Genomic DNA, 22,958 nt, shown 5'->3' with positions numbered 1-22,958 from the left:
CCCCATGCTCGACCAGACCGACACGCTCCCCGACCTCGCCCTCGCGCGGCTCTTCACCGAGGCGCGGACCTTCAGCGACTTCCGCCCCGATCCCGTGCCGGACGACCTGCTCCGCCGGCTCTACGACCTCGTGAAGCTGGGGCCGACGGCTTGCAACTCCGCCCCCGCGCGCTTCGTCTTCGTCCGCTCCCCGGAGGCCAAGGCGCGGCTGGCCCCGGCCCTCTCCAAGGGCAACCTCGCCAAGACCATGGCCGCGCCGGTGACGGTGATCGTCGGCATGGACATGGCCTTCCCCGACACGCTGCCGGTGCTGTTCCCCCACGTGGACGCGCGGCCCTGGTTCGCCGATCCCAAGGTCCTGGAGGAGAACGCCTTCCGCAACAGCAGCCTCCAGGCCGGCTATCTGGTCATGGCGGCCCGCGCGCTCGGACTCGACTGCGGGCCGATGACCGGATTCGATGCCGCCGCGCTTGAAGCGGCATTCTTCGCGGGGACGCGGGTGCGGGCGAACCTCCTGATCAACCTGGGCTATGGATCGACCGAGAATCTGAAGCCACGCCTGCCCCGCCTGCCCTTCCACGACGCCTGCGCGCTGGCCTGACGGCCTGCCGGCGAGCACATCGAACTCGGCGACCTGGGCTCGGCGCCTTCGCGAACGTCCGCTTGATCCCTTCGACATGCGCAGGCCGGATCGCACGCACGAGGAAGGGGCTCGGCACCGGCTCGATGTACGTGATGTGCCGCCGGTACTCCGCCTTGGTCGTGTCGGCCAATTCCGCGAAGTCGGTCGAGGCCAGATACTTCTGGACGAGCACCTTGAACGTCGTGTCGTCGGGAGACGTTCCGATGGGCGTCGCATCGAACCTGGCGACCGCGAGGCGGAACTCCACGGCTTCGGGATCGTCCGGATGCCGTCGGCCCGCCTTGCGGTGATGGTAGGTGCGGGTGGCCTTCCTGGTCCGCTTGTTCGTCTTGGTGGTCGTGTTCACCCCGGGAATCCGGATCAGCCCTTGTGAGCCCCCATGGTCTCGACCGCCCGGGTGACGGGGTCGAAGAGCGGATCGGCCCCGGGGCTCCCGGCCATCGCGGCCGGAAACGCCTCCAGTCAGCGGCCCAGCTCGGGGCGGGGCCAGAGGATCTCCCCCACGAGGGCCCGCCCCGGAGGAAGGTCGCCGGTCGCGACGCCGTGGCGGGCCCTGCCGAGAGGCAGGCCCACATAGGCCGCCGCCTGCCCGTCCGAGAGCCTGATCGGCCAGCCCGGCAAACTCTTCGGCGCTCTGACCGACCGCCCCATCGTTCCCTGTCCGCTCGTCCTGTCGCGGAGCGGACGTCGGACCATGTCTGGGAGTCCGGGAGCGCCGGACGCCAAGTTTCCGGATCGACGCAGCGGCAGCCGATCGCAGGCGCGGAAGGGCGCTGCAAACCGTTCTGCAAACCACCAAGCTTGGTGCTGCCGTCGGCAGGCTCGGACCCATAGGAACAAGGGCCTCGAATGGTACCGACACCCCGGCTCGAACGGGGGACCCCCAGATCCACAATCTGGTGCTCTAACCAACTGAGCTATGTCGGCACTAGGCGGCGATCTAGCCCCGGCCCCTGGCGAATGCAAGACCCTTGCGGCACCCCCGCCCCCGCGTTACCCCCGGGACGGCAGCGCCGGACAGGAGGACCACCCATGGGCATCGACAAGCAGAGCGACGTCTCCGCCAACCTCCAGATCGGCCCCACCTCCCTCGGCATGGTCCGCATCTACGTCGAGGCCGAGGGCGGCATCGAGCTTCCCCTCGACTTCGAGCCCGAGGAGGCCATCGAGATTGCCGAGGAGATCCGCGCCGCCGCCGAACTCGCGCGCAACATGGGCGGCAAGAAGGGCCGCTAGCGCAGCCCCAGCCCCGGATCGCGCGCCCCGTGCCAGCGCAGCGCCGCGTGCCGCGCGAACCGCTGCACCAGCCCCTTGCGCCGCGCCGCGTTCAGCTTCAGCTCCGGCCCCATCCGCACGATCTCCGCATCGTAGGAATCCGCAACGATCAGCCCGGTGTCGTCGGGCAGCAGCTCCACCGGGAAATCCCCGTCCACCGCCCAGAAGAAGCGGTCGCAGAACTCCAGGTAGCCCTGCCACTTCCCGTCGGACATGAAGTCCGCGCGCCCCGACTTGCACTCCACGACCCACAGCTCCCCCCGGGGGCCCAGCGCCATCACGTCCACCCGCAGCCCCGGCGCGGGCGTCATCTCCTCCACCGTCACGAAATCATGGCTCAGCAGGTGCCGGCACACCCCGCGCGCCAGCAACTGCCCCGGACGGGGGGCGGGCAGGGGCAGGTCGAGCGCGGGCTGCGGCAAGGGCATCCCGCGAATCTCGCCCCTCCCCCCGTGCCGGTCAAGCCGCGCGCGGTCACGGTTGCGTCCCCTTGCGCCCCGGTCTAGCCCCGGTCTAGCAACGCCGCGCGGAGGGCCAGACCCATGTTCACAGGCATCGTCACCGACCAGGGCGAGATCCTCGCCACCGCGCAGGAGGGCGACCTGCGCGCCCGCATCGCGACCGCCTACGACGTGGACCGCATCGACATCGGCGCCTCCATCGCCTGCGACGGCGTCTGCCTGACGGTCGTCGCCAAGGGCCGCGAGCCGCGCCCCTGGTTCGAGGTGCAGGTCTCGGCGGAATCGGTCGGCAAGACCAACCTCGCCGCCTGGACGCCCGGCCACCGCGTCAACCTCGAACGCGCGCTCAAGGTCGGCGACGAACTGGGCGGCCACATCGTCTCGGGCCACGTGGACGGCGTGGCGACCGTGGTGGCGATCCGCCCCGACGGCGACAGCACCCGCGTCCGCCTCCGCGCGCCCGACTCGCTCGCGCGCTTCATCGCCCCCAAGGGCTCGGTCGCGCTCGACGGCATCTCGCTCACCGTCAACGAGGTGGAGGGCGCCGAGTTCGGCGTGAACCTGATCCCCCACACCAAGGAGGTCACCACCTGGGCCACCCTGCGCGAGGGCCAGCCGGTGAACCTGGAGGTGGACACCATGGCCCGCTACGTCGCGCGGCTGCGGGAGTGGGGCTGACCGCTCTTGGCCGGGCGGGACTCAACCCGGCCTCCAAGTCGGGTCGGCTGCGGCGCGGCGCCTGTCTTGGCATGACAGCCAACAGCGGGAACTCGGTCCCTACCCCTGCCGGGGAGCGGTTCAGTTTCCCCGGGCGGAACGGTGATTTCTTAACCAGACCTTAATGAAGGTTGACAAATCGTTGACGCACGCCCGGCCCAAGGGCACTCGGGCGGTCGAGAAGTCCCCTATGCCTCGACCGCAACTCAGCGAGCCGCAGCCCGATGCGCTACCAGTCCCTCGACGGCCTTCGTGGCCTGTTCCTGATCCTGATGATGTACACGCACACCAATGAGGTTCTGGGATCCTCGCTGGGCCGATTCAACCATCATCTCCTGAGCTGGACCGACGCGGCCCACGGCTTCGTCGCTCTTTCGGGCCTTGTCGCGGGCATCGTCTACACCCGCCGGATGCTCCGCGACGGCGATGCCGCGATGACCCGCTCGATCCTGGCCCGGGTGCGGACCATCTACCTGCACCACGCGGCCCTCGTGCTGGCCTTGCTGGTCCTGGCGTGGGGCGCCATGGTCATCGGCCGCTCGGTCCCGATGCTCGGCACCCTGATCGGAAGCCCGCTTGCCACTGCCGCGCTCGGCCTCGCGATGACCGCCGACCTCAACTTCATCGACGTCCTGCCGATGTATGTCGTCCTCATGGCCGCCGCGCCCTGGCTCCTGCGGCTCATGCGTCGGGGGCATCTGGCCCGTGTCCTCATGGGCAGCGGCGGCCTCTGGCTCGTGGCCCAGACCGGCCTCACCGCGCCGCTGATCGATGGGCCCCAAGCCTGGCTGTCCCGCCATGGCCAGGACTTGGCCCTGGGCAGCTACTTCAACCTCCTGGGCTGGCAACTCCTCTTCGTGGGCGGCCTCGCGGCGGGGTACCTGACCGCCATGGGCCAGGCCCCGACGCGGGTGCTGAAGCCGGGGCAGGAACGACTGGCGTGGGCGGCCCTCGGCATCCTCACCGCCCTGGCAGTCCTGCGCCTCCTCAGCAAGGCCGACCTCCTCGGCCCGCTTTCTCCCGTCCTGGACTCCAAGTCGCGCAACAGCTTCATCTACGTGCTGTCCTTCGCGACGGAGGCCTTCGTGGTCGCATGGCTGCTGGTCGCGGGGCCCACATCCGAGAGTCCGCTACTGCGACGGATCTCCCGTGGCTTGGCCGCCCTGGTGACCTGGCGCCCGCTGACCTTCCTCGGAGCGCACTCGCTGCAAGCCTTCGCCGCGCATGTCCTCGCCGTGTATCTGCTCGCCTTCGGGCTCGGCGGCAACCGTCCCGACGAGATCGCGGCCCTTCTGCTGCTCCTCGCGAGTCCCGCGCCGCTCCTCCTTGCCGCGTGGCTCGATGCCGGCTCGGCGGGTCGTGTCGGGACGGCTGCGACGACGCGCTGAGAACGGGGTCGGGCGCGGCCAGGGGGCGTTGCGCGAATCGCCTCCTGACCGTTCGTTGCCGTCGGACACGGTTAACGTTTCTGCGGCATCCTCCTCGCATCCGCCACCCCGAGGAGACCCGCCATGACCGCCATCGCCGCGCAGTTCCTGCGCCCTTCCCATCCCCCGCCCCGTCGGCTATCTCCGCCCCCGACAGGAGCGCCGCCCATGACACTTGCCCATGAACAGCCCGGTCCCGTGGAGCGCGACTGGTCCGATGCGATCTCGCCCGTCGAGGACATCCTCGAGGACGCGCGCAACGGGCGCATGGTCGTGCTGGTGGACCACGAGGACCGCGAGAACGAGGGCGACCTCTTCATCCCCGCCCAGCTCTGCACGCCCGCGGCGATCAACTTCATGGCGACCCACGGGCGCGGCCTGATCTGCCTGTGCCTGACCGAGGCGCGGGTGGACCAGCTCGGCCTGCCGCTGATGGCGGCGCAGAACTCCTCGCGCCACGAGACCGCCTTCACGGTGTCGATCGAGGCGCGCGAGGGCATCTCGACGGGCATCTCGGCGCAGGACCGCGCCCGCACGGTGGCGGTGGCCATCGACGCGGCCAAGGGGCCGCAGGACCTCGCCACGCCCGGCCACGTCTTTCCGCTGCGGGCCCGCGACGGCGGCGTGCTGGTGCGCGCCGGCCACACCGAGGCGGCGGTGGACATCTCCCGCCTCGCCGGGCTCAACCCCTCGGGCGTGATCTGCGAGGTGATGAACGACGACGGCACCATGGCGCGGCTGCCCGAGCTGGTGGCCTTCGCCCAGCGCCACGGGCTCAAGGTCGGCACCATCTCGGACCTGATCGCCTACCGCCGCCGGCACGACAACCTCGTCCGCCTCCAGAGCGAATCGACTGTCCGCTCCGAGTTCGGAGGCGACTGGACGCTGCGGATCTACGCCGACCAGACCCAGGGGGCCGAGCACATCGTCCTCGTCAAGGGCGACATCGGCGGCGGGGGGCCGGTGCTGGTGCGGATGCACGCCGTCGATCCCCTCCTCGACACGGCCGGCCTCGGCCCCGAGGGCCGCGCCGACGAGGTGCGCGACGCCATGCGCCTGATCGCCGCCGAGGGGCGCGGCGCCGTGGTGCTGCTGCGCGACCTGCACATGAAGCTCGCCCCCACCTCCGAGGCCTCGCCGCAGACGCTCCGCCAGTATGGCCTGGGCGCGCAGATCCTGTCCTCGCTCGGGCTGTCCCGCATCGTGCTCCTCTCCAACCACCCCAAGCCGCGCGTCATCGGCCTCGAGGCCTACGGCCTCGAGATCGTCGGCACGCGCAAGATCACGGAGGGCTGACATGGCCGGACCGCAAAGCCAGGGCCTCGAACGGGGCCGCTTCGACGACAAGCCCGCCCGCGTGCTGATCGTCGTCGCCCCCTACTACCGCGCCGTCGCCGACGCGCTCCTGCGCGGCGCGCAGGCCGAGGTCGAGGCCTGGGGCGCGACCTGGGAGGTGGCCGAGGTGCCCGGCGCGCTGGAGATCGCCCCCGCCATCGCCATGGCCGCCCGCCTGGGGGAGTTCCACGCCTTCGTCGCGCTCGGCTGCGTCATCCGGGGCGAGACCACGCATTACGACACCGTGGTGGAGGAGTCCGCCCATGGCGTCACCCTCCTTGGCCTCCAGGGCCACTGCATCGGCAACGGCATCCTGACCGTCGAGACCGAGGAGCAGGCCCGCGTCCGCGCCGAGGACCAGGACAAGGGCGGCGGCGCGGCGGCGGCGGCGCTCCACCTCCTGCAACTGTCGCGCCGCTGGACCCGCGCCGAGAAGGGCCTGGGCTTCCTCCAGGGCCGCCTGGGGGCCTCGCAATGACCCCCGAGGAAAAGCGCCGGATGCGCTCGGCCGCGCGGTTCTACGCCGTGCAGGCCCTGTTCCAGATGGAGGCCTCGGGCGCCGGCCTCGACCGCGTGACCCGCGAGTTCGAGACGCACCGCTTCGGCGAGGTGCAGGACGGCATCGAGATGGCCGAGGGCCACGTGGACCTGTTCCGCAAGATCACCTCCGAGGCCGTCAACCATCAGGCCCGCATCGACCAGATGACCGACCGCGCGCTCGTGGCCAAGTGGAAGATCGACCGCATCGACCCGACGCTCCGCGCCGTCTTCCGCGCCGCCGGGGCCGAGTTGGTGGCGACCGACACCCCGCCCAAGGTCGTCATCACCGAATACGTGGGCATCGCCGAGGCCTTCTTCCCCGAAGGGCGCGAAACCGCCTTCGTCAACGGCGTCCTCGACCAAATGGCGCGCGAGGCGCGGCCCGAGGCCTTCGGCCAGCCCGGCGCGCGTTAACCGTTCGTTAACGCCCGCCGGTCCAGACTGCCCGTCGGATGCCTTTGGGGGATGACCGATGCTGCTGCTCCTGTGCCTGGCCGTCGCGGCCGCGTCGCTGGCCCTGACCAAGCCCCGGACCCGGACGATCCCCCTGCTGCGGTCGGAGGATCGTCCCCCGCTCCGACGTTGAGCGGGCCGTCCGGCGCGACGCGCCCGACACGCGCCCTGGATCGCGGTCCAGCGCTCGCCAACTCGTCCGGCCCGTTCGCCAGAGGCTCGGGCCAGCGATCGCGGGTCCTTCCCTCGCGCTGGCTCGCCGACAAATGTGAAGGCCACGCCCGGCGGGGTTCCGCTCGCCTTGAGCCCCCCCCCCCCCGTTCCGTCCGACCCCGCCGCGATCCGTCGCCCGAAGTCCCGGCCAGCGTTCGGCACGGGACACCCTCTCGGGACCATCAGCGCTGCAGCCGCGCCTCCCGGCCCAGGTCACGGGCTAGACGTCCCCCCGGCGAGGGGAGATCACGTCCTTGGGTGAGAAGAGGGTGGCGGGAACCGCGGCAACCGTGTGGGTGACGTTTCCCGAGGACCTGTGCATACAGGTGGGCGTCAGGTGATCAGGCCTGGACCTGACCAGAGCCAACTCCCTCGGAGTCATTATAGGCCACTGGAATCGAACCCGTTCACGAGAGGGGCAGAAGCCCGCCGACGCTCAAGGTAGGTCGCCCCCAAGCCGCCCGCAAGCCCCGACCGCCGCCTGACGCCGGGTTCGCCCCGCCCTGTCCATCGGGGGCGCGCCGGCCCCCTCCTTCGTGGAGCGGGGCTCCATCCCACCACGCGCGGCCCATTGCTCCCCAAGCCGGCCCCGTTGCGTCCTCCCGCAGGATGCACGGATCCGCGCACCGTCACGCCCCGCTCACCGGGCCCTTCCCACGGGGCGAGATCCCTCACCACGTCCGGCGCCGCCCGCTCCAAGGCGGACCACTCCGGCAGGGTCCATGGTGTCGCACCCTCGGCGTGGATCCGCGCGCCAACCCGCGCCCGGTCCGGCACACGCGACATTGGCGCCGCGGACGAACCCGCGCCGGGGGTCCCCGCCGTCACGGCCTTGCCGCCTGGAACCCTTCCCGGCCGCCCCGCCCCGGCTGGCGCCAAGCCTCCGCGCCGGTCAGCCCGCCCCGGGCTGCCTCCGCACCCAGCGGGCCATCACGTCCCCGCCGACGTCCCACAACCCGTCGAGCTGCAGCCGGGGTGCCTCGGCCAGCCGCCCGAGCCCCAGCGGCCCCAGCATCGCCCGTCCCTCGGCCCCCAGCGCCACGCCGGCGTGGAACGTCACCAGCTCGTCCACGAGATTTGCGCGCAGCAGCGCCCCGGCGACTTGCCCGCCCCCTTCGCAGAAGACCCGCGTGATCCCCTCGCGCCCCAGCACGTCCAACGCCGCTCGCAGGTCGAGCGCCCCCACCGTCTCCGCGCAGGGCAGGCAGCGCGCCCCCAGAGCGTCCCAAGGCCCGGTCTCCGCCCCCGCCCCGTGCAGCAGCCACAGCGGCGCCTCCCGCGCGGTCCGCGCAAGCTGGCCGTCGCGCGGCAGGTCCAGCCCGCGCGCCAGCACGACCCGCACCGGCTGCGGCCGCGCGCCCATCCCCCGCACCGTCAGCAGCGGATCGTCCGCCCGCGCCGTGCCGCCCCCCACCATCACCGCGTCATGGCTCGCCCGCAGCGCCTGCACCCTCGCCCGCGCCACGGGCCCCGTGATCCAGCGGCTTTCCCCGCTCGCCATGGCGATCCGCCCGTCGAGGCTGGCCGCCAGCTTCAGCGTCACGAATGGCAGACCGCCACCCACCCGCCGCAGGAAGCCTTGAAGGTCGCGCCGCGCCTCGGCCTCCCGCAGGCCCGCGACGACCTCGATCCCCGCCGCGCGCAGGATCGCGAGGCCCCGCCCCGACACGCGCGGGTCCGGGTCGCCCGCCGCCACGACCACCCGCGTCACGCCCGCCGCGACCAGCGCCTCGGCGCAAGGCGGGGTGCGGCCGTGATGCGCGCAAGGCTCCAGGGTCACGTAGGCCGTGGCCCCCCGCGCGGCCGCCCCCGCCTGCGCCAGCGCCTCGGCCTCCGCGTGCGGCCGTCCGCCATCCGCCGTCCGCCCCCGCCCAACCAGGCGGCCGTCCCGCACGATCACGCAGCCCACGGCCGGGTTCGGCCAGACCCGCCCCAACCCCCGCCGCCCAAGCGCGAGGGCAAGGTCCATCCACCGCCCGTCGTCGCTCACGGCGCTCCGGGCTCGCTCTCGACGGGGCGCAGCTCGGCCATGAAGCGGTCGAAGTCGCCCACCGCCTGGAAGTTCATGTAGACCGAGGCAAAGCGCACATAGGCCACCGTGTCGATCCGGGCGAGGCTTTCCATGACGATCTCGCCGATCTGACGCGAGAGGATGTCCGTCTCTCCCAGGCTCTCCAGCCGCCGCACGATCCCCGACACCATCTGGTCGATCCGCTCCGCCTCCACCGGCCGCTTCTGGAGCGCGATGCGGATGGACCGCTCCAGCTTCTCGCGGTCGAAGTCCTCGCGCCGTCCATTCGCCTTCAGCACCACGAGGTCGCGGAGCTGCACCCGCTCGTAGGTGGTGAAGCGCCCCCCGCAGGCCGCGCAGAACCGCCGCCGCCGGATCGCCGCGTGATCCTCGGCGGGCCGCGAGTCCTTCACCTGGGTGTCGACGTTTCCGCAGAAGGGGCAGCGCATGGGGGAACCTTGCTCGGGGGGCGGCCCAACCATGGCAGGGATCGCGCCCCGGGGCAATCCGACCCCTAGATGATGGGCCCGCGCGCCACCGGGCCTCGGTCTTCAACCGCCAGGGCCTCGCCTACTCCGCCGCCGGGAGCACGCGCGCCTCTTTGGGCGGCGGCGACCCGCGCGCCTCCTCCGGCGCGGGCAGCGCCTCCGGCCCGTCCTCCGCCTCTCCATCGTGCGACAAGCCCAGCGTCCTGCCCGTCCGCGCGCCCAGCCCCTTCAGCTTCTCGACTTGCCCGACGAGGTTGCCCGCCCCGCGCGTAAGCTGGCCCAGCGCCTTGTCATGCGCCTTCCGCGCGTCGTCGAGGGCCGTGCCGACCCGCGTGAAGCTCTCGATGAACGTCCCCAGCTTGTCATACAGCTTGCCCGCCCGATCGGCGATCGCCTCGGCGTTCCTGTTCCGCCTCTCGACGTTCCACAGGTGCTTGACGGTCTTGAGCGCCATCAGGAGCGAGGTCGGATAGGCCAGCGCCACGCCCCGCTCCATCGCATAGGCCGCGATCTCGCCGTCCTGCGCCCAGGCGGCGGAGACCGCCCCCTCGATGGGCATGAACAGCAGCACCCAGTCCACCGACCCATCGACCATGCCGGCGTAGTCCCGCGCCGCCAGCTCGTCCACGCGGTCGCGGACGTTCTTCGCATGAAGCCGCAGGCAACGGTCCCGCTCCTCCTCCGTCTCGGCGGCGATGGCGTCGGCGTAGGCGGACAGCGACACCTTGCTGTCGATCACCAGCGCCTTGCCGCCCGGCATCTTCAGGATCACGTCGGGCCGCCGCCGGTCGCCTTCGTCGCCGGTCCGGGTCCCCTGCACCTCGTAGTCCACGTCCCGCCGGTAGCCCATCAGCTCCAGGTAGCGCTCCAGCTGCGCCTCCCCCCAGGCCCCCTGCCGCTGCTTGTCGCCCTTGAGCGCGCGGGCGAGGTTCGCCGCATCCTGACTCACCGCCTGCGCCTGCGCGGACAGGGCGCGCACCTGCTCGGCCAGGACGGCGCGGTCGCGGTCGGCGTGCTTGTGGACCTCGCGCAGCTCGGTCTCGAAGCGCCCCACCTGTTCGCGGAACGGGGCCAGCAGCTCCGCCAGCTTCTGCTGGTTGACCTCCTGCACCTGCGCGCCCGTCTCCTTCAGAGTCCGTGCCGCCAGCGCCTGGAACTCCCGCGTCATCTCCTCGCGGATCGCCTTGAGCGCCGCCACCTCCCGCTCGGCCGAGGCGAGCCTCTCGTCCCGCTCCACGGCCAGCGCCGCGTGGTCCGCGCGCAGCCGCGCCAGCTCGGCCTCCGTGGCGCGCAGCCGCTCGGCGAGCTGCATGCCATCGTCGCGGAGCTGCTGCGCCACCCGCGCCGCGTCCTCGCGCAACTGCCGCAGCGCCTCGGCCCCGTCCTCGCGCAGCCGCGTCGCCGCCGACTCCAGCCGCTCCGCCGCCTCGCGGGCCTGGGCGCAGCGCGCCTCGGCGTCGGCGCAGCGCGCCTCGGCCTCCCGGTGGTGGCCCCGCAGCGCCTCCACCTCGCGGAGCGCCTGGGCGAGCCGCCCGTCCCGCTCCGCCATCCGCTCGGCCCGGGCACCGTCCTGCGCCCGCGCCACCTCCTGCGCCACGCGCGCGTCGTCCAGCGCCGCCCGCGCGGCGTCCATCTCGGCGCGCAGCCGCCCCGCCTCCCCCTTCGCGCCCCGCAGCGCCGCCAGCAGCCCTCCGGCCACCAGCAGCAGCACCCCGCAAAGGATCAGGATCGGATCGGGCACGGGCGTCTCCTCAAGTTGCCGTTATGTTCGCCCCCCTGCGCCGGGGGTCAAGCGCAGGTTGCGCGGGACTCGACCTTTCGTGGTGCACCGACCACGCCTCCGCCGCTGGAAGCGGGCCGTTCCCCCGCTACGTCCCCGGCCAAAACCAGCGCCAGGGAGGCCGCCCATGACCCGCTTGACCGCCAAGGACTTCGCGCCCGAGCTCCTGCAGCTCTACGACGGCTACGCGCACGGCCGGATCACCAAGCGCGACTTCCTCGACCGCGCCGGCCGATTCGCCGTCGCGGGCCTGACGGCCCCCGCGATCCTCGCCGCGCTCAGCCCCAACTACGCGCTGGCCCAGCAGGTCGAGTTCACCGATCCCGAGATCCTGCCCGAATACGTCACCTACGATTCGCCCGACGGCACCGGCACCGTGCGCGCCTACTTGGTCCGTCCCGCGACCCCGGTCGAAGGCGAGCAGCCCGGCCCCGAGACCGCCATCGGCGGCCCCTACCCCGCCGTCGTGGTGGTGCACGAGAACCGGGGCCTCAACCCCTACATCGAGGACGTGACGCGCCGCCTCGCCAAGGCCGGCTTCCTCGCGCTCGCCCCCGACGGCCTGTCCTCGGTCGGCGGCTACCCCGGCAACGACGAGGAGGGCCGCGCGCTCCAGCAACAGGTGGACCCCGCCAAGCTGATGAACGACTTCCTTCGCGCCGTGGACTGGCTGCGGACGCACGAGCTGTCGAACGGCAACGTCGGCATCACCGGCTTCTGCTACGGCGGCGGCGTGTCGAACGCGGCGGCCGTGGCGATCCCCGAGCTGAAGGCCGCCGTCCCCTTCTACGGCCGCCAGCCTTCGGCCGCCGACGTGCCTCGCATCAACGCGCCGATCCTGCTGCACTACGCCGAGCTCGACACCCGCATCAACGAGGGCTGGCCCGCCTACGAGGAGGCGCTCAAGGCCAACGGCAAGACCTACGAGGCGCACATCTATCCGGGCGTGAACCACGGCTTCCACAACGACTCGACCCCTCGCTACGACGCCGAGGCCGCCGAGTTGGCCTGGAGCCGGACGCTGGACTGGTTCCGGCGTCACCTCGCGTAGTGCGGCGCGTCCGGTCCAGCAGTCGCAGGGGGCTCCGCCCCCATCCCCTGCGGGGATTCCCCCGGGATATTTGAAGCCAAAGAAAGCCAGATGCGCTTGAGATCGTCTCCTTGGAGCGGGCTCTGTCCTTTCTGCCCCTACTCCGCCGCCGCCCGCACCCGCGCGGCCGGCCGCTGCGCCACCCGCCAATCGGGGTCGGTCCACGGCTCCCGTTCCTCGCGCGGCAACGCCGCCCGCCCGAGGATGTGGTCCGCCGCCTTCTCGCCCGTCATGATCGACGGCGCGTTGAGGTTGCCGTTCGTCACGCGCGGGAAGATGGACGAATCCGCCACCCGCAGCCCCTCGACGCCGATCACCCGGCACTCCGGGTCCACGACCGCCATCGGGTCGCCCCGATCCCCCATCTTGCAGGTCCCGCAGGGATGATAGGCGCTCTCCACGTGCTCGCGGATCGCCTCGTCGAGCTGCGCGTCCGTCACGACCTCCGCTCCCGGCTGGATCTCCCGCCCCCGGAACGGAGCGAAGGCCTCCTGCCCGAAGATCTCGCGCGTCAGCCGGATGCAGGCACGGAAGTCCCGCCAGTCGTCCTCGTGGCTCATGTAGTTGAACAGGATGCGCGGGCTCGTGGTCGGGTCGCCCGACCGCAGCGTGACCGCCCCGCGCGAGGGCGAGCGCATCGGCCCCACATGGGCCTGGAACCCGTGCCCGCCCGCCGCCGCCTTGCCGTCGTAGCGCACGGCGATGGGCAGGAAGTGGAACTGGATGTCGGGATAGTCCACGCCGGACCGCGACCGGATGAAGGCCCCCGCCTCGAACTGGTTCGACGCGCCGAGCCCCGTTCCGGTGAAGAGCCAGCGCGCGCCCACCAGCGCCTTGCCGTGCAGGTTCCAGTAGCGGAACAGCGACACCGGCTTCACCGCCTGCTGCTGGACGTAGATCTCCAGGTGGTCCTGAAGGTTCTGCCCGACGCCCGGCCGGTCGGCGACGACGGGGATGCCCATCCCGCGCAGGTGGTCCCCCGGCCCGATCCCTGACAGGAGCAGCAGCTTCGGCGAGTTGATGGACGACGCCGTGAGGATCACCTCCCGCCGCGCCCGGATCACCTGGATGCCGTTGAAGCTGTCGATCTCCACGCCGGTCGCTCGGCCGTTCTCCATGACCACCCGCCGGGCGATGCCGTTCACGAGGTCGCAGTTCACCCGCCGCAGGGCGGGGCGCAGGTAGGCCCAGGCGGCGGACCAGCGCCGCCCGCGCCAGATGGTGGCCTCCATCGGGCCGAACCCCTCCTGCTGCCAGCCGTTCGGGTCCTCCGTCACCGGATAGCCCGCCTCGGCCCCCGCCTTCAGGAACGCCTGCGCGAGCGGATTGTCGGCGGGGCCGCGCGTCACATGGAGCGGCCCGTCCTGACCGCGCCACGACGGATCGCCCGTGGTGCCGTGCCAGCTCTCCATCCGCCGGAAGTAGGGCAGCACGTCGGCGTAGGCCCACCCCTTCGCGCCCGACTCCGCCCAGTGGTCGTAGTCCTTGGCGTGCCCGCGCACATAGACCATGCCGTTGATCGACGACGACCCGCCGATCACCTTGCCGCGCGGCGTCGCCAGCACCCGCCCGCCCAGGTGCGGCTCGGGCTCGGTGCGGAACCCCCAGTCGTAGCGGGCCATGTTCATCGGATAGGACAGCGCCGCCGGCATCCGGATGAACGGCCCCCAGTCCGAGCCGCCCGTTTCCACGATCAGCACCGACCGCCCGGCCTCGCTCAGCCGGTAGGCGACCGCGCAGCCGGCGCTCCCCGCGCCGACGACGACGTAATCCGCTTCCATCATGGCCCGGCCCCCGTCAGAAGGGCGCCCATGCCGGGCCCATGCCGACATAGACGGACTTCAGTTGCGAATAGTGCTCGATGGCCGCGCGCCCGTTCTCGCGGCCGATGCCGGACCGCTTCATGCCGCCGAACGGCGCCTCGACGGGCGTCAGGTTGTAGGCGTTGATGAAGCAGGTCCCGGCCTCGAACCCCGCCGCGACCCGATGACCCCGGCTCATGTCGCGGGTGAACACCCCCGCCGCCAGCCCGAACTCGGTGGCGTTGGCGCGGGCCAGCACCTCACCTTCGGTGTCGAAGTCCAGCACCGACATGACCGGCCCGAAGATCTCGTCCCGCGCGAGGGTCATGCCGTCGGTCACGTCCGCGAAGACCGTGGGCTCGACCCAGAAGCCCGGCCGGTCAGGCCTTTGCCCCCCCGCGACCAGCCGCGCGCTCTCCTCAAGGCCCTTGGCGATGAACCCCTCGACGATCCCGCGCTGCCGCTCGCTGACCATCGGCCCGAAGTTCGTCGCCTCGTCCAGCGGGTCGCCCATGACGACGCCCCCCAGCCGCTCGGTCAGGCGCGCCAGGAACGCCTCCTTGACGGCCTTCTGCACGAAGACCCGCGTCCCGTTCGAGCAGACCTGCCCCGCCGAATAGAAGTTCCCCAGGATCGCCCCCGACACCGCGCTATCGAGGTCCGCGTCCTCGAAGACGATCAGCGGCGACTTGCCCCCCAGCTCCAGCGTGACGTGCTTGAGCCCCTTCGCCGCCGCCTCGTAGACCCTAGTCCCCGTCGGCACCGACCCGGTGATCGACACCTTCGCCACGCGGGGATCGGCGATCAGCGCGGACCCCACCGCCCCCATCCCCTGCACGACGTTGTAGAGCCCCGGAGGCGCCCCCGCCTCCATCAGGATCTCCGCCAGCTTCAGCGCGCCCAAGGGCGTCGTCTCGCTCGGCTTGAACACCATCGCGTTCCCGCAGCAAAGCGCGGGCGCCCCCTTCCAGGCGGCGATCTGGGTCGGGTAGTTCCAGGCCCCGATGCCCACGCAGACGCCCAAGGGCTCCCGCCGCGTGTAGACGAAGTCCTGCCCAAGCTGGATGTGCTCGCCCGCCAGCGTCGCCGCCAGCCCGCCGAAATACTCCAGCGCATCCGCCGCCGACGTGGCGTCCGCCACCAGCGTCTCCGACAGCGGCTTGCCGGTGTCGTGGGTCTCCAGCACCGACAGCTCGCGGTTCCTTTCGCGGATCAGGTCGGCGGCCCGCCGCAGCACCCGCCCCCGCTCGACGCCCCGCAGCGCGGCCCAGTCCTTCTGCGCCCGCGCGGCCCCCGCCAGCGCCTCCTCGATCACCGCCGGGGTCGCGGCGTGGACGGTGGCGATCACCTCGCCGGTCGCCGGGTAGACCACGGGAATGGCCTCCCCCGCCGCGTCCTCGCGGTAGGCCCCGTTCACGAAATGGCTGGCGGTTGGTTGGGCTGAAAAGGTCATGTGCGTATTTGGGCCAAGTTGAAAGGCATCATTCCCCACGCGGGAACCGCTGGTTCTCTTCCAGCACGTTCAGGTCCATGTGGTTTCTCATGTATCGCTCGGAGGCGGAGCGGAGCGGCTGGAAGTCCCACGGGAAATACGATCCGTTCCGCAAGCTCTCGTAAACGACCCAGCGCCGCGCCTGGCTCTCGCGCACCTCGGCGTCGAAGCGCGGGAGGTCCCACCGCGCCCCGGCCAGCGCCCGCAGCCGCGCCAGCGTGTCCGCATGGGCCGGATCGTCCGCGAGGTTCCGCAACTCCTTGGGATCGGATTGGAGGTCGAACAGCATCTCGGGGTCGATCTCGCAGCGGACATACTTCCACCGCCCGTCGCGCAAGCAGACCATCGGCGCTTCGGACGCCTCGGCCGCGTATTCCATCGGCACCGGCCCCCGCTCCGCGCCGCCCGCCACGGGGACCAGCGACACCCCGTCCGTCCACGGCGCGACCTCCGCCATCGACACCCCCGCGAGGTCGCAAAGCGTCGGGCACAGGTCGATGGTGCTCACCGGCGTCTCCACCCGCCCCGGCGCGAGGCCCGGCGCGCAGATCATCAACGGCACCGCCGCCGAGCCCTCGAAGAAGTTCATCTTGAACCACAGGCCCCGCTCGCCCAGCATGTCGCCGTGGTCCGACAGGAACACCACGGCCGCCTCCTGCCGCGTCGCCTCCAGCACCGCCAGGATCTCCCCGATCTTGTCATCCACGTAGGAGATGTTCGCGAAGTAGCCCCGCCGCGCCCGCCGCACCATCTCAGGCGTGATCTCCGACCCGCGCCAGTCGCACGAATCCAGGATCCGCCGCGAATGCGGGTCCATGTCCTCGTAGGGGATCGGCGCGACCTCCGGCTCCAGATGCGCGCAATCCTCGTAGAGGTCCCAATACCGCCGCCGCGCCACATAGGGATCGTGCGGATGCGTGAAGCTCACCGTCAGGCACCAGGGCCGCGCGTCATGCCCCCGCGACAGGTCGTAAAGCTTCTGGCAGGCGAAATGCGCCACCTCGTCGTCGTATTCGTATTGGTTGGTGATCTCGGCCACGCCCGCGCCCGACACCGACCCGAGGTTGTGATACCACCAGTCGATCCGCTCGCCGGGCTTGCGGTAGTCCGGCGTCCAGCCGAAATCCGCCGGATAGATGTCCGTGGTCAGCCGCTGCTCCAGCCCGTGCAACTGGTCCGGCCCGACGAAATGCATCTTCCCCGACAGCGCCGTCTGGTAGCCCGCCCGCCGCAGGTGGTGGGCGAAGGTCGGCACCGACGACGTGAACTCGGCGGCGTTGTCGTAGACCCGCGTCCGGCTCGGCAACTGCCCCGACATCACCGACGCCCGCGCCGGCGCGCAGAGCGGCGAGCCCGTGTAGGCCTGCGAGAACCGCGCCGACCGTTCCGCCAGCTTCCGCAGGTTCGGCGCGTGCAGCCACCCCGTAGGCCCGTCCCGCCACAGCGTCCCCGTCAACTGGTCCACCATCAGCACCAGCAGGTTCGGCCTCACGCCGCCACCTCGCGCGCCAGATACCCCAGCACCATCTCCGCCGCCGCCGCCCGGTCGGGCGAGGTTCCCGCCAGGGCCTGCCGCAGATACACCCCGTCGATCAGCGCCCCCAGCCCCTCGGCCACCCGCCCCGCCCGCTCGCCCACCAGCGGCCGCAGGTCGTGCACGAGGTTCGACCGCAACCGCCGCCGATACAGCGACAGGAGCCGCCGCGCCTCCGGCATCGTCTGGGCCAGCACGTAGAAGTTCAGCCAGGCCGCGATGACCTCCCGCCGGAACGACCCGGCGGAAAAGCTCGCCCGCACGATGGCCTCGACCCGCGCCCTCGGCGAATCGGCGGTGGCCAGCGCCCCCCGCACCTCGGCCCCGAAGACCGTCAGCACGTGCCGCATGGCCGCGACGAAGATCGCCTCCTTGGACCCGAAGTAATGGTGCGCCAGGGCCGAGGACACGCCCGCCCGGCCGGCGATCTGCGCGACCGTCACCTCCAGCGTTCCCGCCCGCGCGACCTCCTGGATCGTCGCCTTGACGATCGCGGCGCGTCGGATAGGCTCGGCGGATGGACGTGGCATGGCTCGCTCGCGAAAAAAGTCTTGCCAGGCCGAACTATCGAATGATTGATTGACTCGTCAATCAAGAAACGGCGGGGCCAAACCGCCCGACAACAGTGGAGACGACCCGATGACTCTGCGTTCGACCCTGGGGGCGCTGGCGCTCCTCGCCGGGGCGGCCCCGGCCCTCGCGCAGGAGGCCTGCACCTCCGTCAGCCTGTCCGACGTGGGCTGGACCGACATCACCGCCACCACCTCCGCCGCCAAGCAGGTGCTCGAGGCCTTGGGCTACGACGTGAACGTGCAGGTCCTGTCGGTCCCCGTGACCTTCCAGGCCCTCTCGACCGGCGACCTCGACGTGTTCCTCGGCAACTGGATGCCCTCGCAGCAAAGCGCGATCCAGCCCTACCTCGACGACGGCTCCATCGAGACGGTGGGCGTCAACCTCGAAGGCACGAAATACAACCTCGCCGTCCCGACGACGCTCTACGAGCAGGGCCTCAAGACCTACGAGGACCTTGCCGCCTTCCGCGACCAGCTCGACGGCGAGATCTACGGCATCGAGCCCGGCAACGAGGCCAACACCTACCTCATCGGCCTGACCGAGCCCGGCGGCCCCCTCGAAGGCTTCGAGATCGTCGAGTCCTCCGAACAGGGGATGCTTGCCCAGGTCCGCCGCGCCGTCGATTCCAACAAGCCCGTGGTCTTCCTCGGCTGGGCGCCGCATCCGATGAACGCCAACTTCGACATCCAGTATGTCGAGGGCGGCGAGGACTTCTTCGGCAGCGCCGGCAACGTCTACACCGTCACCCGCAAGGGCTTCGCCGCCGACTGCCCGAACGTGGCGACCCTGCTCCAGAACATGACGTTCACCCTCCCCATGGAGAACGAGATGATGGGCCTCATCCTCGACGAGGGGATGGAGCCCGACGAGGCCGTGAAGCAGTGGCTCGCCGCGCACCCCGAGACCTTCGACGCCTGGCTCCAGGGCGTGACCACGGTGGACGGCGGCGACGGCCTCGCGGCCGTCCAGTCGGCCATGGGCTCCTAAGCCGGATCGCCCCCGGACCCGCTCCGGGGGCGAGCCGCGCAGGTCGCGCGCATGGAGTGGATGTATCAGAAAATCCCGGTGGGCCGGGTCGCCGCCGACCTCTTCGACTGGCTCCAGAGCCATGGGCAGGCCGTGTTCGACGGCATCGCCACCGCCATCGGCGCGATCATCGACGCGCTCCTCTGGCTCCTCCAGACGCCGCATCCCCTCGTCATCATCGCGATCTTCGTGGCGCTGACCTGGGCGCTCCAGCGCTCGTTCCGCACCTGCCTCCTGGTGCTCCTCGGCTTCCTGTTCATCCTGAACCAGGGCTACTGGGAGGAGACGACCGAAAGCCTCACCCTGGTCCTCACCGCCTGCGCGGTCTGCATGGGCATCGGCGTCCCCATCGGCATCGCGAGCGCCCACCGCCCGCGCCTCCATCAGGCCATGGCCCCGGTGCTCGACCTGATGCAGACGCTGCCGACCTTCGTCTATCTGATCCCGGCCATCGTCTTCTTCGGCCTGGGCATGGTGCCGGGCCTGATCGCCACCGTGATCTTCGTTCTGCCCGCCCCCATCCGCCTCGCGCACCTGGGCATCGCCTCGACGCCTCCCTCCCTGCTGGAAGCGGCCCAGTCCTTCGGCGCCACCCCCCGCCAGACCCTCTGGAAGGTCGAGCTGCCCTACGCGCTGCCGCAGATCATGGCCGGCCTCAACCAGTCGATCATGCTCTCGCTCTCGATGGTGGTGATCGCCGCCCTGGTCGGCGCCAACGGCCTCGGCGTCCCGGTCGTCCGCGCGCTCAACTCCGTCAACACCGCGCTCGGCTTCGAGTCCGGCTTCGTCATCGTCGTGGTCGCCATCATCCTCGACCGGATGCTTCGCGTGGGACGCCCGTCATGAGCGCCGTGATCTTCGACAAGGTGAACATCGTCTTCGGCGAACGGCCCGAGACCGCCCTCCCCCTCATGGACCAGGGCCTCAGCCGCGCCGAGATCCAGCTCAAGACCAACCAGATCCTCGGCGTCCACGACTGCTCGCTCACGGTCGCCGAGGGCGAGATCCTCGTCCTCATGGGCCTTTCGGGCTCGGGCAAGTCCACCCTTTTGCGCGCGGTGAACGGCCTCAACCCGGTCGTGCGGGGCGAGGTCCGCATCCAGGCCGACGGCCACATGGCCTCGGTGACAAAGGCCGACCCCGCCACGCTGCGCGGCATCCGCCAGCGCACCGTCGCGATGGTGTTCCAGCAGTTCGGCCTCCTCCCCTGGCGCACCGTCCGCGACAACGTGGGCCTCGGCCTCGAGCTGCGCGGCCAGTCCAAGGCCGAGCGCGCCGCCCGCGTCGAGGAGGAGCTGCGCCTCGTCAACCTCGCCGACCGGGCCGAGGCGCTCGTGGGCCAGCTCTCGGGCGGGATGCAGCAGCGCGTCGGCCTGGCCCGCGCCTTCGCCACCGACGCCCCTGTGCTGCTGATGGACGAGCCGTTCTCGGCCCTCGACCCCCTCATCCGCACCCGCCTCCAGGACGAGCTGCTGGACCTCCAGCGCGTTCGCAACCGCACGATCATCTTCGTCAGCCACGACCTCGACGAGGCGTTCAAGATCGGCAACCGCATCGCCATCATGGAGGGCGGGCGCATCGTCCAGTGCGGCACCCCGCGCGAGATCTTCCGCGACCCCGCGACCCCCTATGTGGCCGAGTTCGTGCAGCACATGAACCCGCTCGGCGTCCTGCGCGCCCGCGACGTGATGACCGCCCCGAACGGCGTTCCCCCGCACGGAGAGATCGCCCCCGACGCCGACATCCGCGACGTGATGACCCGCCTGCGCGGCGGCCCCCTCGCGGTGCGCGAGGACGGCGCGACCCTCGGCCACATCACCCCCGACGGCGTGCTCGCCCGCCTCCTCGACCCGAGGGCCTGACCCCCTGTCCCGACCCGGCTCCCTGCCGGGCCGGCCGCCATCCCCGCCAGATCGGACGCCGAGGCCCCAGCCCGTCGAGCCGGACCTCCGGACCGCCCGGCTCCGGCCCAAGCCGCACCATCGTCAACGACATCACCACCTCCGGCGAGCCTCCCGCCCGGAAGCCGGGCAAAGCGCCGGCGGTCTCATCGAAGCCCCTCTCGTCTTCCGTCCGAACGGGCCGTTCGCCCCCCCTCCGACAGCCCTTCGCCGAGCCTTGGCACCCCACCCATCCGCCCCGACGCCCACGCCCGGCCAGCCATATCGTGAACCGTCCCGACCCGACCGATCCAGAAAAGGAAGCGCCGCCCCATCCCTTCGGCCCGACCAGCCCCGCACCGGCCCGGCCGGCCCGAGCCCTTCGCGTCCCCGCGTGGCCATACGGATGCACCGCAACCGGTCGCGCCACCAAGGCTGCGCCCCGGCACCCACGCGAGGTCGGCTTCCGACCAAGAGCCTGAACAGCGCTTCCCTCCACGCCCCGCATGGGAGCGACCGGCGGGCTGCCGTCCACCTGCACCCGCTTGTTGTCTCTATCCACGCTCCCGCATGGGGGGCGACCGATGACATCTACTTTGGCCCGGCCAAGGGGGTGGTTTCGATCCACGCCCCCGTGCGCCAGCGAATCGATCCCCGCCGCCGCGCGCATCACCAGCGGGAAGTCCACGTCCACCCCCGCCTCGACCAGCGACGTGGACACCAGCCGCACCGGCTTCCCGGCCGTCAGCCGCGCCCGAACCCCGACCAGCACCGCCCGCCGGTGCGCCGCCGTCATCAGCGTGCTCAGGTGCGCCGCGCCCTCCGTCCCTTCCACCGCGTCGAACAGCCGCCGCGCCTGCACCCGGTTGTCCACGATCAGCAGCGCCTGTCGCGCCTCCCGCAGCCGCGCCGCGAGGTCCGCGTCCGCCTGCGCCCCCAGGTCGCGCACCCGCACCCGCCGCAGCGCCTCGTGCAGCCCCGCCGGGTCCGGCGCCAGCTCCCGCGCGCCCCGCAGCGCCTCGGGCGCCCTGAACCCCGCTTGAGCCGTCAGCGCCGGCTGCGTCGCCGTGCACAGCACCACGCTCGCCCCATAGCCCGCCGCCAGCTCGCGCAGCGCCGCGAGGCAGGGCCGCAGGAAGCCCCTCGGCATGGTCTGCGCCTCGTCCACGACGATCACCGCGCCCGCCAGCGCCGGCAGCTTGCGGCACCGCTTCTTGCGCGCCGCGAACAGGCTCTCGAAGAACTGCACCGCCGTCGTCACCACCACCGGCACGTCCCAGCTCATCCCGGCGACGCGGCGCTGCTCGGCTTCGCCCTCGTCCACCCCGTCCCAGTCGAAGGCCGAATGGTGCTCCAGCACCGCGTCATCGCCGAGGATGCCCCGGAACACGTCCGCCGTCTGCTCCACGATGGACGTGAAGGGCGCGACATGGATCAGCCGCCGCATCCCATGCCGCGCGGCATGGTCCAGCGCGAACCCCAGGGAGGCCAGCGTCTTGCCCCCGCCTGTCGGCACCGTCAGCGTGAACAGCCCCGGCGGCTCGGCCGCCATCCCCCGCACATGGGCCAGCACCCGCGCCCGGATCGCGTTCACCGGCGTGTCGGCCCGGAACCCCGCGACATGGCGGTCGAAGGCCGCGCGCATCCCCGGCGTCAGCACGGCGGGGCGGGCGGCCTCGCTCCTCCCCGTCGCCTCCCGCTCCCAGGCCCCCGTCTCGCGGTCGTCCGCGTCGGTCAGGCACCCGTACAGGAACCGCACCAGGAACTGCGCGCGAAACGCCCGCTCCGCCGCCGGGCACCGGATCAGCCGCTCCGGCGCCTCCGGCCTCGCGAACCCCGCCCACCCCGGCGCCGCCACGGCCTCGGCCTCGGCGATCCGCTTCGCCAGCCGGTCGGGGTTGGGCAGCCGCCCGTGGTGCCCCGCCACCGCCCCGGCGAGCATCGCGCCCATGCCGCCGCCCGCCTCGCGCAGCAGCCGCGCCCCCTCGCCCGAATGGGACACCTCGGCGGCGCTCCCCCGCAGCCGGGCCTGGAACGCGGGCTTGGCCTTGCCCAGATCGTGCACCAGCCCCAGCAGATGCGCGAGATCCCCAAGCCCCGCCACCTCCGCCCGCGCCCGCGCCGCCCCCGCGACGCGGAGCGAATGCGCCTCCAGCGTCTCCCATTCCGCCTCGGGGCGGCCCGTCAGGCTGTGGGCGTGGATGGTCATCGGGGCGGT

Annotated in this window: 20 protein-coding genes, 1 tRNA gene and 1 other RNA gene; 11 read left to right on the top strand and 11 right to left on the bottom strand. The window is 71.8% G+C overall.

Annotation, left to right across the window (positions count from 1 at the left end; all coding sequences use genetic code 11):
* The first annotated feature begins 4 nt into the window (after positions 1–4).
* Positions 5–601, top strand: a complete 597-nt coding sequence (locus J2Z33_RS10545; protein WP_209840613.1) for a malonic semialdehyde reductase — start codon at positions 5–7, stop codon at positions 599–601.
* An 892-nt stretch (positions 602–1,493) separates the two neighbouring features.
* Here the strand turns inward: J2Z33_RS10545 and J2Z33_RS10540 are convergent.
* A tRNA-His gene (locus tag J2Z33_RS10540) sits at positions 1,494–1,570 on the bottom strand.
* Between the two features lie 105 nt (positions 1,571–1,675).
* Between J2Z33_RS10540 and J2Z33_RS10535 the strand changes: the two genes are divergently transcribed.
* On the top strand, positions 1,676–1,879 hold the full coding sequence (locus J2Z33_RS10535; RefSeq protein WP_209840611.1) for a DUF6324 family protein: 204 nt from the start codon (positions 1,676–1,678) through the stop codon (positions 1,877–1,879).
* On the opposite strand, the gene J2Z33_RS10530 is transcribed toward J2Z33_RS10535, so the two are convergent.
* Positions 1,876–2,346 (bottom strand): MmcB family DNA repair protein, encoded by a 471-nt coding sequence (locus J2Z33_RS10530; RefSeq protein ID WP_209840609.1) that lies wholly within the window; start codon positions 2,344–2,346, stop codon positions 1,876–1,878. The two genes, J2Z33_RS10535 and J2Z33_RS10530, sit on opposite strands and share 4 nt — an antisense overlap.
* Before the next feature lie 114 nt (positions 2,347–2,460).
* On the opposite strand from J2Z33_RS10530, the gene J2Z33_RS10525 reads away from it, so the two are divergent.
* The 5 genes from J2Z33_RS10525 (at position 2,461) to nusB (ending at position 6,812) form a co-directional block, all read left to right on the top strand.
* Positions 2,461–3,057: a riboflavin synthase gene (locus tag J2Z33_RS10525; protein WP_209840608.1), complete on the top strand. Its 597-nt coding sequence runs from the start codon at positions 2,461–2,463 to the stop codon at positions 3,055–3,057.
* A 263-nt stretch (positions 3,058–3,320) separates the two neighbouring features.
* Complete coding sequence (opgC, locus tag J2Z33_RS10520) at positions 3,321–4,484, top strand: OpgC domain-containing protein (RefSeq protein WP_209840605.1); 1,164 nt, start codon at positions 3,321–3,323, stop codon at positions 4,482–4,484.
* 207 nt (positions 4,485–4,691) lie between these two features.
* Positions 4,692–5,819 carry a 3,4-dihydroxy-2-butanone-4-phosphate synthase gene (gene ribB / locus J2Z33_RS10515; protein ID WP_209840603.1) on the top strand — a complete coding sequence of 376 codons (1,128 nt, stop codon included), beginning with the start codon at positions 4,692–4,694 and terminating at the stop codon, positions 5,817–5,819.
* A gap of 1 nt (position 5,820) precedes the next feature.
* Complete coding sequence (locus J2Z33_RS10510; RefSeq protein ID WP_209840601.1) at positions 5,821–6,336, top strand: 6,7-dimethyl-8-ribityllumazine synthase; 516 nt, start codon at positions 5,821–5,823, stop codon at positions 6,334–6,336.
* A complete protein-coding gene (gene nusB / locus J2Z33_RS10505) occupies positions 6,333–6,812 on the top strand; it encodes a transcription antitermination factor NusB (protein ID WP_209840599.1) in 480 nt (159 codons plus the stop codon). Before J2Z33_RS10510 ends, nusB begins: the two co-directional genes overlap by 4 nt.
* Before the next feature lie 524 nt (positions 6,813–7,336).
* Here nusB and ssrS read toward each other — a convergent pair.
* From ssrS to J2Z33_RS10485, 4 genes are all read right to left on the bottom strand, one after another.
* Positions 7,337–7,492, bottom strand: a non-coding RNA gene (ssrS, locus tag J2Z33_RS10500) — 6S RNA.
* A 464-nt stretch (positions 7,493–7,956) separates the two neighbouring features.
* The gene (gene ribD, locus J2Z33_RS10495; RefSeq protein ID WP_342454165.1) at positions 7,957–9,054 is read right to left on the bottom strand and encodes a bifunctional diaminohydroxyphosphoribosylaminopyrimidine deaminase/5-amino-6-(5-phosphoribosylamino)uracil reductase RibD; all 1,098 of its coding nucleotides are present in this window, start codon (positions 9,052–9,054) and stop codon (positions 7,957–7,959) included.
* On the bottom strand, positions 9,051–9,524 hold the full coding sequence (gene nrdR, locus J2Z33_RS10490) for a transcriptional regulator NrdR (protein ID WP_209840597.1): 474 nt from the start codon (positions 9,522–9,524) through the stop codon (positions 9,051–9,053). The genes ribD and nrdR overlap by 4 nt, the downstream gene beginning before the upstream one ends.
* A gap of 121 nt (positions 9,525–9,645) precedes the next feature.
* Positions 9,646–11,304: a DNA recombination protein RmuC gene (locus J2Z33_RS10485; protein ID WP_209840595.1), complete on the bottom strand. Its 1,659-nt coding sequence runs from the start codon at positions 11,302–11,304 to the stop codon at positions 9,646–9,648.
* Positions 11,305–11,470: 166 nt separating this feature from the next.
* Here J2Z33_RS10485 and yghX point away from each other — a divergent pair, with 166 nt between their 5' ends.
* Positions 11,471–12,394: a YghX family hydrolase gene (yghX, locus tag J2Z33_RS10480; protein WP_209840593.1), complete on the top strand. Its 924-nt coding sequence runs from the start codon at positions 11,471–11,473 to the stop codon at positions 12,392–12,394.
* A gap of 137 nt (positions 12,395–12,531) precedes the next feature.
* On the opposite strand, the gene betA is transcribed toward yghX, so the two are convergent.
* Genes betA through betI form a run of 4 tightly spaced genes read right to left on the bottom strand, consistent with a single transcriptional unit; the run spans position 12,532 to position 17,791 of the window.
* Positions 12,532–14,214: a choline dehydrogenase gene (gene betA / locus J2Z33_RS10475; RefSeq protein WP_209840775.1), complete on the bottom strand. Its 1,683-nt coding sequence runs from the start codon at positions 14,212–14,214 to the stop codon at positions 12,532–12,534.
* A 16-nt stretch (positions 14,215–14,230) separates the two neighbouring features.
* Positions 14,231–15,688: a betaine-aldehyde dehydrogenase gene (betB, locus tag J2Z33_RS10470; protein ID WP_209840591.1), complete on the bottom strand. Its 1,458-nt coding sequence runs from the start codon at positions 15,686–15,688 to the stop codon at positions 14,231–14,233.
* Between the two features lie 28 nt (positions 15,689–15,716).
* Complete coding sequence (gene betC / locus J2Z33_RS10465; protein WP_342454164.1) at positions 15,717–17,219, bottom strand: choline-sulfatase; 1,503 nt, start codon at positions 17,217–17,219, stop codon at positions 15,717–15,719.
* Positions 17,216–17,791, bottom strand: coding sequence for a choline-binding transcriptional repressor BetI (gene betI, locus J2Z33_RS10460; RefSeq protein ID WP_209840589.1), 576 nt, complete (start codon positions 17,789–17,791; stop codon positions 17,216–17,218). Before betI ends, betC begins: the two co-directional genes overlap by 4 nt.
* Positions 17,792–17,900: 109 nt before the next feature.
* Between betI and choX the strand changes: the two genes are divergently transcribed.
* From choX to choV, 3 genes are read left to right on the top strand one after another with little or no spacing between them, the layout of a single operon-like run.
* Positions 17,901–18,821, top strand: a complete 921-nt coding sequence (gene choX / locus J2Z33_RS10455; protein WP_209840587.1) for a choline ABC transporter substrate-binding protein — start codon at positions 17,901–17,903, stop codon at positions 18,819–18,821.
* Positions 18,822–18,872: 51 nt separating this feature from the next.
* Positions 18,873–19,706, top strand: coding sequence for a choline ABC transporter permease subunit (gene choW / locus J2Z33_RS10450; RefSeq protein WP_209840584.1), 834 nt, complete (start codon positions 18,873–18,875; stop codon positions 19,704–19,706).
* Positions 19,703–20,722 carry a choline ABC transporter ATP-binding protein gene (gene choV / locus J2Z33_RS10445; RefSeq protein ID WP_209840582.1) on the top strand — a complete coding sequence of 340 codons (1,020 nt, stop codon included), beginning with the start codon at positions 19,703–19,705 and terminating at the stop codon, positions 20,720–20,722. The genes choW and choV overlap by 4 nt, the downstream gene beginning before the upstream one ends.
* Here choV and J2Z33_RS10440 read toward each other — a convergent pair.
* Entirely contained in the window at positions 20,676–22,949 is a 2,274-nt protein-coding gene (locus tag J2Z33_RS10440) for a CRISPR-associated endonuclease Cas3'' (RefSeq protein ID WP_209840580.1), read from the bottom strand. The two genes, choV and J2Z33_RS10440, sit on opposite strands and share 47 nt — an antisense overlap.
* Between the last annotated feature and the right edge of the window lie 9 nt (positions 22,950–22,958).

It is taken from the genome of Rubellimicrobium aerolatum, assembly GCF_017872975.1.
In the GTDB taxonomy this organism is placed as follows: domain Bacteria; phylum Pseudomonadota; class Alphaproteobacteria; order Rhodobacterales; family Rhodobacteraceae; genus Rubellimicrobium; species Rubellimicrobium aerolatum.
The sequence above is the reverse complement of the archived record's forward strand: the minus strand, read 5'-3'. Positions and strand labels throughout refer to the sequence as shown.

Excerpts from the sequence above, each read along its gene's own strand:
- J2Z33_RS10545 (WP_209840613.1), top strand. The coding sequence starts at position 5 with ATGCTCGACCAGACCGACACGCTCCCCGACCTCGCCCTCGCGCGGCTC.
- J2Z33_RS10535 (WP_209840611.1), top strand. The coding sequence starts at position 1,676 with ATGGGCATCGACAAGCAGAGCGACGTCTCCGCCAACCTCCAGATCGGC.
- J2Z33_RS10530 (WP_209840609.1), bottom strand. The coding sequence starts at position 2,346 with ATGCCCTTGCCGCAGCCCGCGCTCGACCTGCCCCTGCCCGCCCCCCGT.
- J2Z33_RS10525 (WP_209840608.1), top strand. The coding sequence starts at position 2,461 with ATGTTCACAGGCATCGTCACCGACCAGGGCGAGATCCTCGCCACCGCG.
- opgC (WP_209840605.1), top strand. The coding sequence starts at position 3,321 with ATGCGCTACCAGTCCCTCGACGGCCTTCGTGGCCTGTTCCTGATCCTG.
- ribB (WP_209840603.1), top strand. The coding sequence starts at position 4,692 with ATGACACTTGCCCATGAACAGCCCGGTCCCGTGGAGCGCGACTGGTCC.
- J2Z33_RS10510 (WP_209840601.1), top strand. The coding sequence starts at position 5,821 with ATGGCCGGACCGCAAAGCCAGGGCCTCGAACGGGGCCGCTTCGACGAC.
- nusB (WP_209840599.1), top strand. The coding sequence starts at position 6,333 with ATGACCCCCGAGGAAAAGCGCCGGATGCGCTCGGCCGCGCGGTTCTAC.
- nrdR (WP_209840597.1), bottom strand. The coding sequence starts at position 9,524 with ATGCGCTGCCCCTTCTGCGGAAACGTCGACACCCAGGTGAAGGACTCG.
- yghX (WP_209840593.1), top strand. The coding sequence starts at position 11,471 with ATGACCCGCTTGACCGCCAAGGACTTCGCGCCCGAGCTCCTGCAGCTC.
- betA (WP_209840775.1), bottom strand. The coding sequence starts at position 14,214 with ATGGAAGCGGATTACGTCGTCGTCGGCGCGGGGAGCGCCGGCTGCGCG.
- betB (WP_209840591.1), bottom strand. The coding sequence starts at position 15,688 with ATGACCTTTTCAGCCCAACCAACCGCCAGCCATTTCGTGAACGGGGCC.
- betI (WP_209840589.1), bottom strand. The coding sequence starts at position 17,791 with ATGCCACGTCCATCCGCCGAGCCTATCCGACGCGCCGCGATCGTCAAG.
- choX (WP_209840587.1), top strand. The coding sequence starts at position 17,901 with ATGACTCTGCGTTCGACCCTGGGGGCGCTGGCGCTCCTCGCCGGGGCG.
- choW (WP_209840584.1), top strand. The coding sequence starts at position 18,873 with ATGGAGTGGATGTATCAGAAAATCCCGGTGGGCCGGGTCGCCGCCGAC.
- choV (WP_209840582.1), top strand. The coding sequence starts at position 19,703 with ATGAGCGCCGTGATCTTCGACAAGGTGAACATCGTCTTCGGCGAACGG.
- J2Z33_RS10440 (WP_209840580.1), bottom strand. The coding sequence starts at position 22,949 with ATGACCATCCACGCCCACAGCCTGACGGGCCGCCCCGAGGCGGAATGG.